Here is a 17,415-nt window from a genome sequence, read left to right on the forward strand (position 1 = left end):
GTTCGCATGTCTGGTTCATATGTTCGCCACGATCGCCCTCTCATGCCGCTGGTCACGCTGTACTGCTCGCGTTCGGCTCTGCCGGTGTAGGGGCCCGCTCCACCCGTGCGCGGTCGGTCTCGTCTTGCCTCCCTCGGCCCCGTGTCAAAACGCTCTGGGCCCGACGGGACGATGATGTCGAGCACCTGCTCCAGTTCAAGGACGCTGTTAGCGCCATCGTGACTCGACTCAGCACCCCCTTGGAACGGCACGGTGAGCAGGCGGGGTGCGAGGGCTGAGCATGCCACGAAATGCCCGCCCCCGGATGCCGCTGGGACGCTCCACCGGCCGCCGACCGGTGGCCCGGCGCATCGATAACGGAAAGTTCGGTCCTCTGCGTGCGGGGCTCCCGTCAAGGGGCCCGCTGCATGCGACCGCCGACTTCCATCGCGGTCGTCATTGTTGATCAGTAGACTCCGGCCGAAGAAGCGATCTTCTGGGGTGAACAACGTTGCGCGCCGACATTTTCCTGGGCCGGACGAAACGGAATGCGCGGCTGGTCGTGCTGGGGGTCTTGGTGGCGGCTGCCGGAGCCTGCTCCGCAGACGAACCGAAGCTCGACATCTCCGGGTTGCATGCCTGCGACGTCCTGGAAAGTACCCAACTGGACGCCATCGGGGTGGATCACGTGTCGGCGCAAAATCCGGCGGGCCGCGCGCAGGGGGGCGGCAGCAACGGCGACTATACGCGGTGCACGTGGAAGTCGTCCCCGCGCACCGCGTGGTACTCGATCTCGGTGTCCCTCCAACCTTCGCGTGACAACGCCTGGGTCGGGAAGAAGGGGAAGACCGAGCCGGTGTCCGGATCGCGCACCAGTCTTCTCGGCTATCAGATGTCGGTCGCGGCCGGCCCCGACCGGGGAGTGATCGGGATCGAGTTGCTACGAGCCAAGAAGCCGATACGCGAGATCACCGAGATGGTCGTCGAGAACCTGCGATCCGCTTAGATCGGGTGGCGGCTCCTGCTCATGCTGGCGGAAACGCCCATCACCCTGGCTAGGTGCGGGTGGACCGGCCCTATTACCCGGGTCCGAGCAGGACGTCAACGGCGTCGCGTACGCCGTGGTGTTGGTTGGCCGACTCCCTCAGACTGGCCGCGCGTGCGGTGAAATCGGAGGAGTCCGACAGCGCGCGCAACCGTTCGATGAGCCGGTCGGCGGTGAGGCGGTTGAGTGGAAGAGGCGCGGGGCCGAGATGCTCCTCGTGGATGCGGCGCGCCCAGTAGGGCTGGTCCGCGATGTGGGGAACGGCCAGTTGGGGGACCCCGGCGAGCAACGCCGCATGCGTGGTCCCAGCACCGCCGTGGTGCACCACCGCCCGCATTCGGGGGAACAGCCAATCGTGCGGGACGTCGGCGATCCCGAGAACATCGTCGCCGGCTGGCCCGGTGAGATCTGTGCCGGAGAGGACCAGCCGCAGACCGGTCGCACGAGCAGCGGCCAGAGCGAGTTCGCGAGTTCGATCGGGCTGAACGACCGACATGCTTCCGAAGCCGAGGTAGATCGGCGGTGGGCCGGCCTCCAGGAAGTCGAGCAGTTCCTGCGGCGGCACCCAGTCGTCGGGTGTCGGGAGCGTCCACGGGCCGGTGACCGTGACGTTGCGCGGCCAGTCCCGCGCGGCGGGAACCAGGAGCGGACTGGCCCCGAGCGCGGTGGGAACGGTGTCGAGAGTCCGGCGAAAGCCCTTCGCCCCCGTCTCAGGCATGCCCAGCCGGTGGCGGACGAGGCGACCCGCCTGGGTGACCGAGCGCGATAGGAGCCAGCGGCCCAGTCGGGTGCGGGACAGGTTCGCGGATTGGGTGCGGGCGTTCTGAGCGGTGAGGCCGGAACGGCCGTCCGCCGTTGGGTGAAAGGGGCAGAGCAAGGCGATGGCGTGGGCCGCACGGTCGTGCTGAGCGATCGAGGCGACCGAGTCCAGGGTGAAAATGCCGCTGACGAACAGGTCGGCGGTGCCGGCCAGGCTCAGGAGCCCGTCGGCGAGCGGTTGGGCGGCGTCGGCGTACACCCGCCGCATGTGGCGCAGTTCACGGAAAGGCCGGCCGGCGGAATCGGCGATCCAGGTGCGGCCGGCGCCGCTCGTCATCTGACCGGTGATCGACACCTCGAGCGGCTGGAACCGCAGAGCGCGGTCCGTCACGAGCCGCTCGGAGTCGACCGAGGCGGCGACGGTCACCTCGTGCCCGGCCGCCTGGATGCCCTGGGCGAGCGGGATCAGCGGCTGCACATCGCCGCGAGAGCCACCAGCGACCACCATTACACGCATGCCGTTCCCCAACCTTCATGCGAAACTACGAACTTACCATATGGCAACGTACGAGATTGCATTGCTTGCCCAGGCAAACTAGCCCCAGGCGAGGAACAAGCAGTTATTTCCGCCAGTGGCCATCGACATTCGAGGCATGTTCCTGATTATTTTTTGGCAGCCCGGACGGGCACCGAGCGAAGACGAAAATGACGCCGCTCAAAGACGAGACGTGGCCGCATATCCCGTCTGATCTGGCTGTTTGCTTTCGCGCGTCTTCCGGAGGCCCTGGTGCCCTCCGAGACGAGGACGGCGTGCTGCACCCGGTCCTCGCCGACTACCTGGCGTTCGTGGACGGGTCGGGCAGCACATCCGCGACCTGATCACCTGACAGCGGCCCACGCTCGGCTCTGCAACAGCGAACCGCAGCGCACGTCGGTGCACGCCGGTGAGCCTTTCGCTCTGCAGGTCCGCGTTGCTGGGAGAGTGTGATCAGGGCCGGTTAACGCCCCGAACCTGATCGGTCCCTACGAAGCTTCATGACCAAGGCGATGAGGAAGGCGATCCCAGCCGCGATCACCACCCCACCGAACAAGCCCCGCCAGGAGAGTTGTAATGCCCGGACCGGGGCCAGCTCCGCGATGATCCATGCTGCCAGCGCGCCCGCGACAACGACGCTGACCAGCAGCGACTGCCATGGCGAGAGGGTGCGTTTCTTGGTCGGGCGGTTCCGGCCGTTGTACATGAGCACCTCCGCCTTGTTTGAGGCGAAATGCTAGCCACATCCATCAGCCGTGCTGCGATCGGGTTTTAGGGGAAGACCGCCGCGTGGCCCAGGCGACCGCTTCGACATGCGCCATCTGGTCACCAAGGTTCCGACCTGGCTCACCCCCGCAGCGACTGCGGTCACGCTCCTCAGCACTCGGCGAGCGACTCGATCTAATGTTCGAGATTACTGAGACGGGCGCTCCCTCGGCTTCTAGGCTCGATGCCGTGACGACCCCTGAACCAGCTGTTGAACCCGCCGAGCCGTGTCGCGGCTTCTGGGACGACACCGCCCGCATCCGGGCCGGCTACCTAGCCGAGGTGCCGACCCAAACCCTGGTGTTGAAGGTCGCCGAAGAGGTCGGTGAGGTCGCCGAGGCCTACATCGGGATGACCGGCGGCAACCCGCGCAAGGGCGTCCACAAGAACAGAACCGATGTCCTGGACGAGCTCGCCGACGTCATCCTGGCCGCTGCGATCCCCATGGTCGATCTGGCGGGCGGCGCCGCCCAGGCCGAGGCGCACATGGCCAGACGGCTCGGTGTCGTCTCCGCCCGCGATGTGGCCGCTCCCCCGGCTGGGGCCCGGGGCGCGAGCGGCTGGCACGGGTCCTTCATCGCCCCCCACGTCCTGCTGCAGCGCCAGGACGGTCACGTACTGATGCTGCGCCGCCACGCCACCGGGTACCGCGACGGGTGGCTGTGCCCACCCGCCGGGCGGATCGAGCCGGGCGAGGACGTGCTGGCCGCCGCGATCCGCGAAGCCGCGGAGGAGAGCGGCGTCCGGCTACGAAAGCAGGACGCCCAGTTCGTCCACGTCATGCACCGCACCGAAACGACACTGCCCGGTCCATGCCACGCAGTCAGCGACTACTGGTTTCGCTTCGACCGCTGGGAGGGCGAACCACGCGCCGCCGAACCCAACAAGGCATCGGAGGCGTTGTGGATCGACCCGGCGAACCCACCCGACGACCTGATCCCCCACTGCGCCATGGCCCTCGCCGCGATCATGCGCGGCGAACCGTTCAGCGTCCACGGCTGGTCCTGAGATCCACTTGTCGCCCCCGAGGGCCGGACGAAGAAGCTCCGGCCGCTTTTCAGGCCGTCCACCACTTCGTTCTTGAACCGAGAAGGCCGACGACGATCTGCTGTAACCGGCCACCCCGAGCACCCTTCCTAACCACGCCCTCCAGTGATGCGTCCGGTACCGGCGAACAAGGCCAACGACGCCAGGGCGCTCACGGCGGCGATGAGCGGAAGCGCGCCAGAGCCGTGCGCGCTGAGTAGCCAGCCACCGAGACCGGCACCGAGTGAGGCTCCGACATAGACCGCGCTGCTGCTGAGCGCCAAGGCTTGCGGCCCGGTCTCCGGTCCGGCCAACTTGAGGACGCGGGCCTGGACGGGCGGGGGAATCGCCCATGCGGCGGCCGACCACACCAGCAGGAGGACAACGACGACGGGAAGGTACGCGGGTCGCAGCGACCAGCACAGCGCGAGTCCGATCATGGCGGCGACGAAGACCACCGCCGCGGTGGTGAACGCCCGTCCCGAGCCGAACCGGTCGACGAGCCCACCACTGAGACGTGCTCCAGCGATGCCCGCAGCGCCGGTCAATGCCAGTAGCCCGCCCAGCATGGCCGGCGTCACGCCCGCCGCGTCGTGGAGGAAGGCCGCGAGATAGGTCTGGAACAGCAGATTTCCCAGCACCGCGACGACAGCGGCGAGCAGAACGCACAGCACGGCGGGACGCGCCAGAGGGCTAAGTCGCTCAGCGAGGCCGGCGGCCGGCGAGGGCGGAACATCTGGCACCGCCAGGCCCACGCAGACCAGCGCTATCAGGCCGAGAAGGCCGCCGAGCACGAAGGTGGCCTGCCATCCGAATGCCGCACCGGTCCAGGTGCCCAGCGGAACTCCGATGACAACGGCACCGGTCAGCCCGGTCATGACGGTGGCGAGGTGGCGGCCCTGCCGCTCAGGCGGAGAATGCGCAGCCGTGACCGCGAACACGGTGGGCAAGGTGACCGCAGCCGCGAATGCGGCCAGGATCCGCAATGCCATCAAGGCCGGATAGGAGGCGGCGAGCGGAACGGCGAAGTTGGCGGTGCAGAACAACAGCAGGCCGCCGATGAGCAGGCGTTTCCGAGGCCATGAAGCGGTGACGACGGCGGCCACCGGTCCGACTACCGCGCACATCACCGAGAAGACGCTCACCAGCTGGCCGGCTGCCGCCTCGCTGACCTGTAAGTCGTGCGCGATGGACGGCAGCACCCCCACGATGACGAAGTCGTCCGTCTGCAGGGCCAGAGCAGTGATGGCGAGCGCGAGAAGCCAGGGCTCGGCGAACGCGCGGCGGCGTGTGACATCCATGGGACGTTAACGTAACATGTGTTTCCTTAACTCCGACCAACCGAGCCAGGAGCGCCGCCAGTGGCCAGACCCCGCGACCCGCACCGCCGCACCGAGATCCTTGACGCGGTTCTGGACCACCTCGCCCAGACCGGGCTGTCCAGCGGATTCTCCTTCCGGCCGATCGCGCAGGCGCTAGGCCACAGCACGCGCGTGCTCACCCATCACTTCGCCGACAAGGACGCGCTGCTGGCCGCTCTGCTGACACGTCTGGACGAGATCCAGCATGAGCAACTCCACGCGACGGAAGGCTGGGACGACACCGATCGGGGCATCGGATCGATCGTTCGCGACTCCTGGCACCGCCATCTCAGACCGGCCAACCTTCCCTACACTCGCCTGATCCACGAGATCGAGGGACTGGCGGCCGCCGGGCGCCTCGGTGGCCAAGTTCCCAAGTTCCTGGCCGAGCGGGCCGAATTCGTCGCCGGGGCACTGACCGCCCGCGGACTCGATCCCCGCGAGGCGATGATCAAGGCGACCTACCTCAACAGCGCCTACGCCGGCCTGCAGACCGACCTGCTGATCACCGGCGACCACACCCGCGTCGAAGTCGCCCTCGACGACCTCTGCAAGCTCGCCGACTCCTGGACGGCAACGAACTCAACCGGGTAATACTCGGACGGGACTGTCGAAGATCGGGGTGAGGTCGGAGACGGCGGTTACCGTTGCCTGGTCGGGCAACTGCACTGCGGGATCGGGAGCGCATGGTGGCCGCGGAAGAACGTGAATCGCCGATCGAGATCCGTGATGACATACCGGCGTCGGCTCGGGTGTACGGATGGGCGCTCGGCAGTAAGGACAATTACCAGGTCGACCGCGACTTCGCGTTGAAGACCGCGCCCGCCTTTCCCGAGTCGATCGATATCAGCCGGCAGAACCGGCTGTTCCTGTACCGGGCGGTGCGGTACCTGGCGACCGAGGCCGGGATACGGCAATTCCTGGACCTGGGTTGCGGGCTGCCCACCGACAACAATGTCCATCAGGTCGCGCAGCGGTTCGCGCCCGACGCCCGCGTCGTCTACGTCGACATCGACCCGATCGTGCTGGCCTACGGCCGCGCGCTGCTGGCCGGGGACGGCTCGACCGTCGTCATCAACGCCGACTTCCGCGACCTGGACGCCGTCCTGAGCCACTCCGAGGTCGGGCGGCTGATCGATTTCGACGAGCCGCTGGCGGTGCTGTTCCTGTCGGTCGGGCACCACCTGACCGACGCCGACGATCCGCGCGGCATCCTGCACACCGTCATGGACCGCGCGGCGCCCGGCAGCCACCTGGCGTTCTCCCAGGTCGTCTGCTCCGACCCCGGCCGCGCCGCCGAACTCGACGCGCGCATGAACGCCGCCGGCATCCCGTGGCAGAACCGCACTCGCGAGGAGGTCGGCGCACTCCTGCTGGACGGACTGGAGCCGGTCGATCCGGGACTGGTCAACCTGCTGCATTGGCGCCCCGACCCCGACCAGTCGCCCCTGCCGCCCGTCCCCGACGAACTGGCCCGGTTCGTCGGCGCCTCCAGGATGGGACGAGACGTCTGCGAATACGGCGGCATCCTGCGAAAGCCGTGAACGGCATGTGGCGATCGGCGCGAGCAACGCCCTGATCGAGTTCTCTGCCGGGGAAGGCGCCATCGTTCATCAACCGAGCCCTCGGCAGGCTCCGTCCAGCCCCGTCAGCCGGCGGGCCCATGTGTCCGGGTGAGGTCGTCCGGCGGCCCAGGCTGGCTCGGCCGTTGCGGGCCTTAGCGTAACCGTGCAGGTCAGCGGGTAGTTTTGCAGTGCAAAATCATGTGTTGTGAATCTGGTGCGGGGGTTGGTGCGCGCCCTAGCCTCCACGACTACCGGCACAGACGTCCGGTTACGTGGCTCCTGGGGTGAATGAGGTCCAATGTACGATCTGCTGGTTCGCGGGGGGACGGTGCTGGACGGCACCGGGTCCGCCCGCCGCCGCGCGGACGTGGCCGTCACCGCGGGACGCATCGCGGAGGTCGGCCTCCTGGACGGCGCGCGGGCCGCCGAGGAGATCGACGCGACCGGCCGGTACGTCATGCCGGGCTTCATCGACACCCATGTGCACGGTGACGCGGCCGTGTTCGACCCCGACGTGCAGCACGCCGCGCTGCGGCAGGGCGTCACGACGTTCGTGCTCGGGCAGGACGGCGTGTCCTACGCCCCGGCGAGCGCGGCGACGCTGCGGTACGTCAGCCGGTACTTCGCTCCTGTGAACGGCGTCCATCCGGGCCTGGACGACGGGCCGGTCTCGGTCGCCGAGCTGCTCGCCGGATACGACCGGAGGACGCCGCTCAACACCGTCTACCTGCTCCCCCACGGGACCATCCGGCACAGCGTCATGGGGACCGCGCGGCGGGCCCCGGAGGCCGGCGAGCTGGCGGCGATGCGCGCCCACGTCGAGCGGGGGCTGGCGGAGGGCGCGGCCGGGCTGTCCACGGGGCTGGAGTACGTGCCCGGCGCCTACGCGGACGCGGCCGAGATCGCCGCGCTGTGCGAGCCGGTCGGCGCGGCGGGGCTGCCCTACGTCACGCACATGCGCGGGTACGAGTCGGAGGCCGTCACGGCGATGGCCGAGGTGCTGGAGATCGCGCGCGCCGGACGCGTCGCCCCGCACGTGTCGCACTACCACGGCCCCAAGGACCAGCTGGTCGCGCTCGTGGACAACGCACGCGCCGAAGGCATCGACCTGACCTTCGACAACTACCCGTACCTGCGGGGGTCCAGCACGCTGACGCTGGTCACGCTGCCGGGCTGGCTCCCGATCGCCGACCTGGACGGCACGCTGGAGGCGCTCGCCGACCCGGCGGTCCGGCGGCGGCTGGAGCGGGAGTGGTTCGCGCACCGGCCCGAGGTCTGGCCGCGCATCACGTTGTCGCACGTCCCGTCGGACGAGTACCGCTGGGCCGAGGGCATGGCCCTTCCGGACGCGGCGGCCCAGGCCGGCAAGGCCCCTGGCGAGTTCTGCTGCGACCTGCTCGTCGCGACGCGGCTGGAGGCGGGCTGCGTGTTCGGGCAGCCGCCGACCAACAGCGAGGAGTCGGTGCGGGCGCTGCTCAAGCACCCCGCCCAGACGACCGGCTCCGACGCCATCTACCAGGGCGGGCATCCGCATCCGCGCGGCTGGGGCGCCTTCGCCCGGCTGCTCGGGCGGCACGTCCGCGACCTCGGCGACTGGACGTGGGAGCAGGCCGCCGTCCATCTGTCCGGCCGCGCCGCCGACCGCTTCCGGCTCGCCGGCCGGGGCCGCGTCGAGCCGGGGTACGCCGCCGACCTCGTCGTCCTCGATCCCGCCACCGTCACCGACCGCTCCACCTACGAAAGTCCCAGGGTGCCCGCCGAAGGCGTGGAACACGTCGTCGTGAACGGCGTGGCCGTCCTCAGGGACGGCGCTCTCGCGGCGGCCCACGAGCCGCCCGGACGGGCCCTGACACCCGCCTGACCCCAGAACGACCCCCCGCCCAGTTCGCCGGAGCCCGCTCGGGCTCCGGACCAGCACAAGGAGTCCATCCATGATCGGTAGGTTCACGCGCGCCATCGTGGCCGTCACGGCGCTGGGCACGCTGACCGCCACGGCCGCCTGCGGCGTCGAGTCCGGCGACGGCGGCTCGTCCGGCGGCACCGGCAAGTCCAAGGCCCTCAAGGTGGGCTGGTCCACGATCTACCTGACCCCGTCGTGGATGCAGCAGACCGACAAGATGATCAAGGACGATGTCGCGAAGCTGAAGCAGGACGGCAAGGTCGCCGACTACCAGGTGTTCAACGCCAACGGCGACACCTCCCAGCAGATCGCCCAGATCCGGGCGATGATCCAGCAGAAGTACGACGTCATCCTGGTGGACGCCGGGTCGTCCACGGCGCTGAACTCGGCGCTGGAGCAGGCGGCGGACGCGGGCATCACGGTCGCCAACTTCGACAGCCTGGTCACCTCCGAGAAGGTCGTGCGCGTCGGCACCGACCAGACCGAGTGGGGCCGGATGATGGGCCAATGGCTCGGCGACACGCTGGGCGGCAAGGGCAAGATCATCGCGTTCAACGGGCCGGCCGGCGTCGCGGTCAGCGAGCAGCGCTGGAAGGGCGCCGAGGAGGCGCTGAAGAAGTACCCCGGCATCAAGGTCGTCTCGAACGTGCACAGCGAGTACAACCTGGCCCCGGCCGCGCAGGCGTTCGCCTCGGCGTACTCCGCGAACCCCGACATCGACGGCGTGTTCTCGCAGGGCGGCGCCCTGTCGGCGGCGGCGCTGCAGACGCTCGTCAAGCAGAAGAAGAAGCTCGTGCCGATCACCGGCGAGAACTACAACGGCTTCCTGAAGCTGTGGCAGCAGAACAAGGACGCCGGGTTCTCCTCGCTGTCCACGGCGCAGCCCAACTACCTCGGCGTGATCGCGCTGCGCGCGGCGGTCGCGAAGGCCGGCGGGGCGACGGTGCCGAACCAGATCACCGTGCCGCTGCCCAGGATCACCAACGAGAACCTGGCCCAGTACGTCAAGGCGGACCAGCCGGACGACTCGTACCCCATCCAGGACCTGCCGCAGTCCGAGATCGACAAGCTGATCGGCAAGTAGCCATGACACTCCTGGCCGTCGAGCGGGTCTCCAAGTCCTTCGCGGGCAACCGCGTGCTGCACGAGGTGAGCTTCGACGTCCGCGCCGGTGAGGTGCTCGCGCTCGTGGGCGAGAACGGCGCGGGCAAGAGCACCGTGCTGTCCCTCATCACGGGGCTGCTGGCACCGGACGCCGGGCGGGTCGTCTACGACGGCGACCCCGTCCGCGACTGGTCGCCGCACCGTGCGCGGGCCGTCGGGATCGGCTCGGTGCACCAGGAGCTCAGCCTCAACCCGCATCAGACCATCGCCGAGAACGTGTTCCTCGGCCAGTGGCCGGCGCGGCGCGGGCTCGTCCTGCGCCGCGACCTGGCCCGGCGCGCCCGGCCGCTGCTGGAGCGCGTCGGCCTGGACGCCGACCCGCTGACCCGGGCGGGACGCCTCCCGCTCGGCCAGCAGCAGCTCGTCGAGCTGGCCAAGGCGCTCGCGTCCTCCCCGCGCCTGCTGATCCTGGACGAGGCGACGTCCGCGCTGGACGACGACCAGGTCAAGAGCGTGTTCGAGGTCGTGGACGAGCTGCGCGAGGCGGGCTCGTCCGTGATCACCGTCAGCCACCGGATGGGCGAGCTGTTCACCATCGCCGACCGGCTGACGGTCCTGAAGGACGGCGCGGTCATGGCCACCCGGGAGCGGGCGGAGACCGACCACGACGACATCGTGCGCCTGATGATCGGCCGGGAGCTGTCCGACCTGTTCCCGCCGAAGGCCGGGGCGGTCCCGCCGGGGACCGCGGCCGGCCCGGTCGCGGCGGAGATCGCGGCGATTCCCTCCGAAAAGGAGATCGCCGAGGAGAAGAAGGCCGCGACGGACGCGACACCCGTCCCCGCCGGCAGGCCGGTGCTGAGCGCGCGGGGGCTGACCGTCCCCGGCGCCTGCGCCGGCGTCGACCTCGACCTGGATCCCGGCCGGATCATCGGCCTCGGCGGGCTCCAGGGCCAGGGGCAGCGGGCGGTGCTGCGCGCGCTGTTCGGGCTCGTCCGGCACACCGGGCGGATCGAGCTGGACGGGCGCCCCGCCCGCCTCGGGTCGCCGCGCGCGGCGATCCGCGCCCGCATCGCCTACGTGCCGGAGGACCGCAAGGTCGAGGGCCTGCACGTGGCGCAGACCGTCCGGGCGAACCTGTCCCTCACCAACCTCGACGTCGTCACGCCCGCGCGGCGGCTCACCACCGTCGACCGCGGCGCCGAGGCCCGGCTGGTCGACGACCTCATCGAGCGGATGCGGATCAAGGTGGCCGGGCCGGAGCAGGAGGCGCGCCGGCTGTCCGGCGGCAACCAGCAGAAGGTCGCGCTGGCCCGCTGGCTGCCGTCCGAGCCGCGGGTACTGCTGCTGGCCGAGCCGACCCGCGGCATCGACGTCGGCACCAAGCGCGAGATCTACCACCTGCTCCGCCGGCTGGCCGACGGCGGCGTGGCGGTGCTGGTCACCTCGGGAGACACCATGGAACTGGTCGGCCTGTGCGACGAGGTCGCCGTCATGTACGAGGGCGCGGTCGTCGACCGGCTGTCGGGCGGCGACCTCACCGAGGAGCGGCTGGTCCGCGCCTCCGTGACCGGGACGGTGGCGCATGCCTGACCGCCTCACCGGGGCGCTGCGCGGCAACGTGGACGTGGCGGGCCTCGGCGCGCTGCTGATCGTCCTGCTCGCCGTCTACAGCCACTACGACCCCGAGGTGTTCACCCCGGCGTCGATCACGATCCTGTCGGCGCAGTTCCTGCCGCTGATCCTGGCCGCGATGGGGCAGAGCACCGTCATGCTGGCCGGCGGCATCGACCTGTCGCTCGGCTCGGTGCTGGCGCTCGCGATGGCGGTGTTCGCCGTCCGGGCGGAGGACGGCGTCGTGCTCGCGGCCGTGCTGGCGCTGCTGGCCGCCGCCGCGACCGGGGCCGCGAACGGCGTGCTCGTCGCGTACGCGGGGCTGCCGCCGATCATCGTGACGCTGGCCGCGTCGTTCCTGTGGGGCGGCGTCACGCTCGTCGTGCTCCCCCAGCCGGGCGGCAGCGTCCCGGCCGGCCTGGTCAAGGCGTACAACAACGGCTGGAACGGGATCGCGCTGCCGTTCCTGGCGATCGCCCTGGTCCTGGTGCTGTGGAAGGTCGTCCGGACGACCCGGTTCGGGCTCTCGCTGTACGCGGTCGGCGGCAACGAGCACGGCGCCTACGCCAGCGGCATCGCGACGCGGAAGGTGAAGATCTCCGCTTACGCGCTGGCCGGCGTCTTCGTCGGCCTCGCCGGGATCGGCCTCGCCGTCCAGACCGGCTCGGGGGACGCCACGATCGGCGCCCCGTACACGCTCAACTCGATCGCCGCGTCCGTGCTCGCCGGGGTCAGCTTCTTCGGCGGCGTCGGGCAGATGCGCGCGACCGTCCTGGCCGCGCTGCTGATCGGCCTGCTGACGAACCTGCTGCTGTTCACCGGGCTGTCGCCCTTCTACCAGCTGATCATGCAGGGCGCGGTGCTGATCGTGGCGATCGCCGTCAAGACGTTCGCGACCCGGGAGAGGACGGACTGATGACCGCGCTACCGCGCGCCGCCGCAGTGCCGAGGGTGCTGCGGGACAACCGCGCCGCCTGGGCGTTCGGCGTGCTCATCGTGACCTGGATCGCCGCGATCCTGTTCGCGAAGGGCTTCGACAGCGTCTCCAGCGTCCGCTACCTGGTGCAGACCGCCGCGTTCCTCGGCATCGTCGCCGTCGGCCAGACCCTCGTGATCATGATGAGCGGCATCGACCTGTCGGTGTCGGGCGTCGTCGCGCTGTCGGCGGTCGTGTGCGCGCAGGTCGCGTCCGGCTCGGGCGGGACGGCGGGCATCGCCGCGGCGCTCCTCGCGAGCGTCCTCGTCGGGGTCGCCAACGCGGCCGGGGTGACCTGGCTGCGGGTGCCGCCGATGGTGATGACGCTGGCCACCGGCACGATCGTCGCCGGGGCGCTGCTCGTGTACACCGACGGGTCGCCGAAGTCGGCGAAGGTGCCGCTGCTGGCGTCGTTCGCCAACGACCGCGTCGCGGGGGTGCCGCTCGCGTTCGTCCTGTGGATCGCCATCACCGCGGTCGCCGCCTGGCTGCTGCACGCCTCCCGGGTCGGGAGGTACGTGTTCGCGCTCGGCAACGGGGAGCGGGCCTCGCGCGCGTCGGGGGTGCCGCTCGCGCGCACCGCCTTCATCGCCTACGGGACGTGCGCGCTGCTCGCCGGGGTGTCCGGGCTGGTGCTGCTCGGGTTCACCTCCACCAGCTCGCTCACGATGGGCAACCCGTACCAGCTGCTGTCGATCGCGGCGGTCGTGCTGGGCGGGACGTCCATTCTCGGTGGGCGCGGGCACGTCCTCGGGACGGTCGCGGGCGCCCTGCTGCTGACGCTGCTGACGGCGCTGCTGGCGGCGTGGAACGTGTCGGAGGGCGTCCGGCAGATCGTGCTCGGGCTGCTCATCATCGCGCTGCTGCTCGCCTACGCAAGGGAACGGCGGTCCTGATGACGTCCTCGGGGGAGCTTCTGCGGGCCATGGTCGGCATCGCCAGCGTCAACCCGCGCGCCGGTTCCGGGCCCGGGTTCGGCGAGGCGGCGATCGCCGAGTACGTCCGCGACTGGCTGGCCGGACACGGGATCGAGGCCGAGCTGCGTGAGGTGCTGCCGGGACGTCCCAACGTCGTCGCGACCGTGCCGGGGCGCGGGCCGCGCATGGTGCTGCTCGAATCGCACCTGGACACGGTCGAGACCACCGGCATGTCGATCGACCCGTTCGCCGGGACGATCCGGGACGGCCGCCTCTACGGCCGCGGCGCCTGCGACGCCAAGGGACCCCTCGCGGCGTTCATGCGGGCGGCGGTCGAGCTCGCCGCCGACCCGGCGGAGGCGGGGGTCGTCCTCGCCGGGGTGATGGACGAGGAGCACGCCTACCAGGGCGTCCTCGGCCTGATCTCCGACCTCGGCGACATGCCGGTGGTGGGCGCGATCGTGGGCGAGCCGACCGGGCTGGTGCCCGCGACCGCGCACAAGGGCTGCGTCCGCTACACCGTCCGCGCGCTGGGCAGGGCCGGGCACAGCTCCCGGCCGGACGAGGCCGTCAACGCCGTCACCCTGATGTCCCGCGTGATCGACCACATCGCCTCCGCCGAGCCGGACGTCGCGCCGCATCCCCTGCTGGGGCCGGCGACGCGCTGCGTCACCCGGATCAGGGGCGGCGAGGGGCCGAACACCATTCCGGGCCGCTGCGAGATCGACATAGACCGCCGCACCCTCCCAGGCGAGGACCCCCTGGACGTGTGGCGCCGCGACCGCGCCGAGCTGACCGCCCTCCTCCCCGGCCAGATCGAGGTGGACGAGCCGTTCACCGTCGACTACGCCCTCGACACCCCGGCGGCCAGCCCGGTGCCGGCCGCGCTCTGCCGCGTGCTGGAGGCGGCGGGGCGTCCCGCGGCCGTCCAGGGCATGCCGTTCGGCACCGACGCGAGCAAGCTGGCGCGCGCGGGCATCCCCTCGGTCGTCTTCGGCCCCGGCTCGATCACCGACGCCCACTCCGCCGACGAATCGGTGGCGCTCGCCGACGTGGACCTGGCGACCAGGCTGGTCGTCGACACCATCCGCTCCCTCGACGGGGGCCAGACGTGAAGCTGACGGAGCACATCGACCTCATCGGCAGCGGAGCGGCCGGGTTCGACCTCACCGATCCGCTGGACTGCCACGTGTACCTCGTGCGGGGGCCGGCCGGAGCGGCGCTGATCGACGCCGGAGCTGGGGCGTCCGCCCGGCAGTTCGCCCAACGGCTGCGCGGCGAGACGGGCGAGCGGCACCTGCTGCTCACCCACGGGCATGCCGACCACGCGGGCGGCGCCGCCGAGCTGGCGCGGAGCGTGGAGGGGATCGCCGTTCGCGCGGGGGCACCGGCGGACCAGTGGATCGCGTCCGGCGACGAGAAACTGCTCAGCGTCGACCGCGGCAAGGCTGCCGGGGTCTACCCGGACGAGTACGCGTTCGCGGCGTGCCCGGCGGTGCGTCCCATCGCGGACGGCGAGCAGATCGACCTCGGCGGGGGCGTCGTCCTGCGGGCCGTCGCCACCCCCGGGCACGCGGACGGGCACATCTGCTACCTGCTCGACGCGCCCGAAGGGCGAGCGCTGTTCTCCGGCGACTGCGTGTTCACCGGCGGACGGATCTCGCTGCAGAACCTCCACGACACGCGGGTGCCGGAGTACGCGGCGAGCCTCACCCGGCTCGCCGGCCTGGAGGTCGACATGCTGCTGCCGGGCCACCACGAGATATCGCTCGCCCGCGCCGGACGGCACCTGCGAGCCGCGCGGGACGTCCTCAGCCGCGGCCTGCTTCCGGGGAGCACCACATGACCGACGAGGCCAAGCCCCGCAACCAGTCGTCGTCGCTGCGCCGCGCGCTCGCGGTGCTCGACCACGTCCGCGACCACGCCGACGCGCGGGGCATCTCGCTGACCCGCATCGCCGACGACCTCGGCATCAGCAAGAGCACGGTGCTGCGGCTCACGCAGCCGCTCATCGACGGCGACCTCCTCACCCGGGACCGGGACACCGGCTGGTACCGGCTCGGGCACGGCGCACTGCGGCTCGGCCAGGCGTACCTGTCGACGCTGGACATGCGGGCGGTCGCCGCCGACCCGCTGCGCCGCCTCCAGCACGTCGTGGGCGAGACCTGCCACCTCGTCGTCTACGAGGCGCCCGACGTGGTCTACATCGACAAGGTGGAGAACGAGCACAACGTCCGGATGGCGTCCCGGGTCGGGATGCGGATGCCCGCCTACCGGACGGCCGTCGGCAAGGCCATCCTCGCCTGGCTCGGTGAGGACGACTTCCAGCTCGTGGTCGCCGCCGGGATGCCGCCGCGCACCGAGCGGACGATCACCGACCCGGCACGCCTCGCCGCCGAACTGGAACGGGTACGCCTGTCCGGGTACGCCGTGGACGACCGGGAGAACGAGCCGGAGGTGCGGTGCGTCGCGGCGCCGATCTTCGACCACACCGACCGGGCCGTGGGCGCGCTGAGCGTGTCCGGGCTGACGTCCCGGATGACGCCGGCGCGGGTCAGGGAGGTCGGCCCGATGGTGGCGCGGACCGGCCTGGAGATCTCCCGCGTGCTCGGCTCGTCCCGGCCGCGCCGCCGCCGCAACGACGAAGGGAACCAGCCGTGAACCTCACCATTCCGAACGAGCAGGCCGACTGGCGGACGAAGGGCCTGTGGCAGCCGCGGGCCGTCCCGCTGGAGGAGTTCGCCGCCGCCCGGCATCCGCTGTTCGGCGGCCCGTTCACCTGGCCGGTCATGGTGGCACGGCGGTCGGCGCTGGACCACAACATCGCGGCGCTCGCCGCGTTCTGCGGCGAGCACGGACTGGCGTTCGCGCCGCACGGCAAGACGACCATGGCCCCGTCGCTCTTCCAGGACCAGCTGGACGCGGGCGCCTGGGGGATCACCGCCGCGACCGCGAACCAGGTCCTCGCCTACCGGACGTTCGGCGTCCCCCGGATCCTGCTGGCCAACGAGCTGCTCGATCCGACCGCGCTGCGCTGGCTGGGCGGCGAGGTCGACCGCGGCATGGAGTTCCTGCTGTACGCGGACTCGCCCGAGGGCGTCGCCGCGGTCTCCGCCGCGGCCGGGGAGCGTCCGTTCCGGGTGCTGGTCGAACTCGGGCACCCCGGCGGGCGCACCGGCTGCCGCACCGTCGAGGAGCTGGCCGGGGTCGCCCGCGCGGTCGCCGCCGCGCCCGGCGCCGAACTCGCCGGGGTCGCCGGATACGAGGGCGGGCTGCCGGACGTCCCGTCCGCCGCCGCGTACCTGCGGGCGCTCCGCGACGCGACGATCGCGCTGTCCCCGCTGCTCCCCCGCGACGCCGTCGTCACCGCCGGCGGCAGCGCCTACTTCGACCAGGTCGCCGAGCATCTCGCGGGCGACTGGCTGCCCGGCCACGACCTCACCGTGGTCCTGCGGAGCGGCGCCTACGTGTCGCACGACGACGGCATCTACACCAAGAAGACGCCGTTCACCCGGGTGCCGGGGTCGCTGGACGCGGCGCTGGAGATCTGGGCGCAGGTCACGTCCGTGCCGGAGCCCGGCCTCGCGATCGTGGGGATGGGCAAGCGGGAGGCCCCCTACGACGCCGGGCTGCCCGTCCCGCTGAAGCTCCGCCGGGCGGACGGCACGATCGTCCCGGCCGAGGGGCTGAGCGTCACCGACACCAACGACCACCACGCCTACGTGGCGTTCGGCGACCAGGCCCCGCGCCCCGGCGACCTGATCTGCTTCGGCATCTCCCACCCGTGCACGGCCTTCGACAAGTGGCAGGTCATCCCCGTCGTGGACGACGACCACACGGTCATCGACCTGATCCGCACGTACTTCTGA

16 protein-coding genes are annotated in these 17,415 nt (G+C 71.0%); 13 read left to right on the forward strand and 3 right to left on the reverse strand.

The window, feature by feature from the left end:
- The first annotated feature begins 490 nt into the window (after positions 1-490).
- On the forward strand, positions 491-985 hold the full coding sequence (locus ETD96_RS00225; RefSeq protein WP_138632040.1) for a hypothetical protein: 495 nt from the start codon (positions 491-493) through the stop codon (positions 983-985).
- Between the two features lie 73 nt (positions 986-1,058).
- Here ETD96_RS00225 and ETD96_RS00230 read toward each other — a convergent pair whose 3' ends face one another.
- Complete coding sequence (locus ETD96_RS00230; protein WP_138632043.1) at positions 1,059-2,300, reverse strand: glycosyltransferase; 1,242 nt, start codon at positions 2,298-2,300, stop codon at positions 1,059-1,061.
- 481 nt (positions 2,301-2,781) lie between these two features.
- Positions 2,782-3,024, reverse strand: a complete 243-nt coding sequence (locus ETD96_RS00235) for a hypothetical protein (RefSeq protein WP_138632046.1) — start codon at positions 3,022-3,024, stop codon at positions 2,782-2,784.
- Between the two features lie 248 nt (positions 3,025-3,272).
- Here ETD96_RS00235 and ETD96_RS00240 point away from each other — a divergent pair, with 248 nt between their 5' ends.
- Positions 3,273-4,091: an NUDIX domain-containing protein gene (locus ETD96_RS00240; RefSeq protein ID WP_171068765.1), complete on the forward strand. Its 819-nt coding sequence runs from the start codon at positions 3,273-3,275 to the stop codon at positions 4,089-4,091.
- A gap of 128 nt (positions 4,092-4,219) precedes the next feature.
- Here ETD96_RS00240 and ETD96_RS00245 read toward each other — a convergent pair whose 3' ends face one another.
- Positions 4,220-5,410 (reverse strand): MFS transporter, encoded by a 1,191-nt coding sequence (locus ETD96_RS00245; RefSeq protein ID WP_138632052.1) that lies wholly within the window; start codon positions 5,408-5,410, stop codon positions 4,220-4,222.
- A gap of 60 nt (positions 5,411-5,470) precedes the next feature.
- On the opposite strand from ETD96_RS00245, the gene ETD96_RS00250 reads away from it, so the two are divergent.
- From ETD96_RS00250 to ETD96_RS00300, 11 genes are all read left to right on the forward strand, one after another.
- A complete protein-coding gene (locus tag ETD96_RS00250) occupies positions 5,471-6,064 on the forward strand; it encodes a TetR/AcrR family transcriptional regulator (protein ID WP_138632055.1) in 594 nt (197 codons plus the stop codon).
- 158 nt (positions 6,065-6,222) lie between these two features.
- Positions 6,223-7,014: an SAM-dependent methyltransferase gene (locus ETD96_RS00255; protein WP_240807025.1), complete on the forward strand. Its 792-nt coding sequence runs from the start codon at positions 6,223-6,225 to the stop codon at positions 7,012-7,014.
- 319 nt (positions 7,015-7,333) lie between these two features.
- Positions 7,334-8,896, forward strand: coding sequence for an N-acyl-D-amino-acid deacylase family protein (locus ETD96_RS00260; RefSeq protein ID WP_171068766.1), 1,563 nt, complete (start codon positions 7,334-7,336; stop codon positions 8,894-8,896).
- A 70-nt stretch (positions 8,897-8,966) separates the two neighbouring features.
- On the forward strand, positions 8,967-10,019 hold the full coding sequence (locus ETD96_RS00265; protein ID WP_138632061.1) for an ABC transporter substrate-binding protein: 1,053 nt from the start codon (positions 8,967-8,969) through the stop codon (positions 10,017-10,019).
- Between the two features lie 2 nt (positions 10,020-10,021).
- The gene (locus ETD96_RS00270; RefSeq protein ID WP_138632064.1) at positions 10,022-11,632 is read left to right on the forward strand and encodes a sugar ABC transporter ATP-binding protein; all 1,611 of its coding nucleotides are present in this window, start codon (positions 10,022-10,024) and stop codon (positions 11,630-11,632) included.
- Positions 11,625-12,569, forward strand: coding sequence for an ABC transporter permease (locus tag ETD96_RS00275; RefSeq protein ID WP_138632067.1), 945 nt, complete (start codon positions 11,625-11,627; stop codon positions 12,567-12,569). The genes ETD96_RS00270 and ETD96_RS00275 overlap by 8 nt, the downstream gene beginning before the upstream one ends.
- Positions 12,569-13,525, forward strand: a complete 957-nt coding sequence (locus ETD96_RS00280; RefSeq protein WP_138632070.1) for an ABC transporter permease — start codon at positions 12,569-12,571, stop codon at positions 13,523-13,525. Before ETD96_RS00275 ends, ETD96_RS00280 begins: the two co-directional genes overlap by 1 nt.
- Positions 13,525-14,661 (forward strand): M20 family metallopeptidase, encoded by a 1,137-nt coding sequence (locus ETD96_RS00285; protein WP_138632073.1) that lies wholly within the window; start codon positions 13,525-13,527, stop codon positions 14,659-14,661. Before ETD96_RS00280 ends, ETD96_RS00285 begins: the two co-directional genes overlap by 1 nt.
- A complete protein-coding gene (locus tag ETD96_RS00290) occupies positions 14,658-15,392 on the forward strand; it encodes an MBL fold metallo-hydrolase (protein ID WP_171068767.1) in 735 nt (244 codons plus the stop codon). The genes ETD96_RS00285 and ETD96_RS00290 overlap by 4 nt, the downstream gene beginning before the upstream one ends.
- Positions 15,389-16,207 carry an IclR family transcriptional regulator gene (locus tag ETD96_RS00295; protein WP_138632079.1) on the forward strand — a complete coding sequence of 273 codons (819 nt, stop codon included), beginning with the start codon at positions 15,389-15,391 and terminating at the stop codon, positions 16,205-16,207. Before ETD96_RS00290 ends, ETD96_RS00295 begins: the two co-directional genes overlap by 4 nt.
- Entirely contained in the window at positions 16,204-17,415 is a 1,212-nt protein-coding gene (locus ETD96_RS00300) for an alanine racemase (RefSeq protein WP_138632082.1), read from the forward strand. The genes ETD96_RS00295 and ETD96_RS00300 overlap by 4 nt, the downstream gene beginning before the upstream one ends.

The sequence above is a fragment of the Actinomadura geliboluensis genome, from assembly GCF_005889745.1.
GTDB lineage: Bacteria > Actinomycetota > Actinomycetes > Streptosporangiales > Streptosporangiaceae > Spirillospora > Spirillospora geliboluensis.

Coding starts and splice junctions, on each gene's coding strand:
- ETD96_RS00230 (WP_138632043.1), bottom strand. CDS start 2,300: ATGCGTGTAATGGTGGTCGCTGGTGGCTCTCGCGGCGATGTGCAGCCG.
- ETD96_RS00235 (WP_138632046.1), bottom strand. CDS start 3,024: ATGTACAACGGCCGGAACCGCCCGACCAAGAAACGCACCCTCTCGCCA.
- ETD96_RS00245 (WP_138632052.1), bottom strand. CDS start 5,410: ATGGATGTCACACGCCGCCGCGCGTTCGCCGAGCCCTGGCTTCTCGCG.
- ETD96_RS00260 (WP_171068766.1), top strand. CDS start 7,334: ATGTACGATCTGCTGGTTCGCGGGGGGACGGTGCTGGACGGCACCGGG.
- ETD96_RS00265 (WP_138632061.1), top strand. CDS start 8,967: ATGATCGGTAGGTTCACGCGCGCCATCGTGGCCGTCACGGCGCTGGGC.
- ETD96_RS00270 (WP_138632064.1), top strand. CDS start 10,022: ATGACACTCCTGGCCGTCGAGCGGGTCTCCAAGTCCTTCGCGGGCAAC.
- ETD96_RS00275 (WP_138632067.1), top strand. CDS start 11,625: ATGCCTGACCGCCTCACCGGGGCGCTGCGCGGCAACGTGGACGTGGCG.
- ETD96_RS00280 (WP_138632070.1), top strand. CDS start 12,569: ATGACCGCGCTACCGCGCGCCGCCGCAGTGCCGAGGGTGCTGCGGGAC.
- ETD96_RS00285 (WP_138632073.1), top strand. CDS start 13,525: ATGACGTCCTCGGGGGAGCTTCTGCGGGCCATGGTCGGCATCGCCAGC.
- ETD96_RS00295 (WP_138632079.1), top strand. CDS start 15,389: ATGACCGACGAGGCCAAGCCCCGCAACCAGTCGTCGTCGCTGCGCCGC.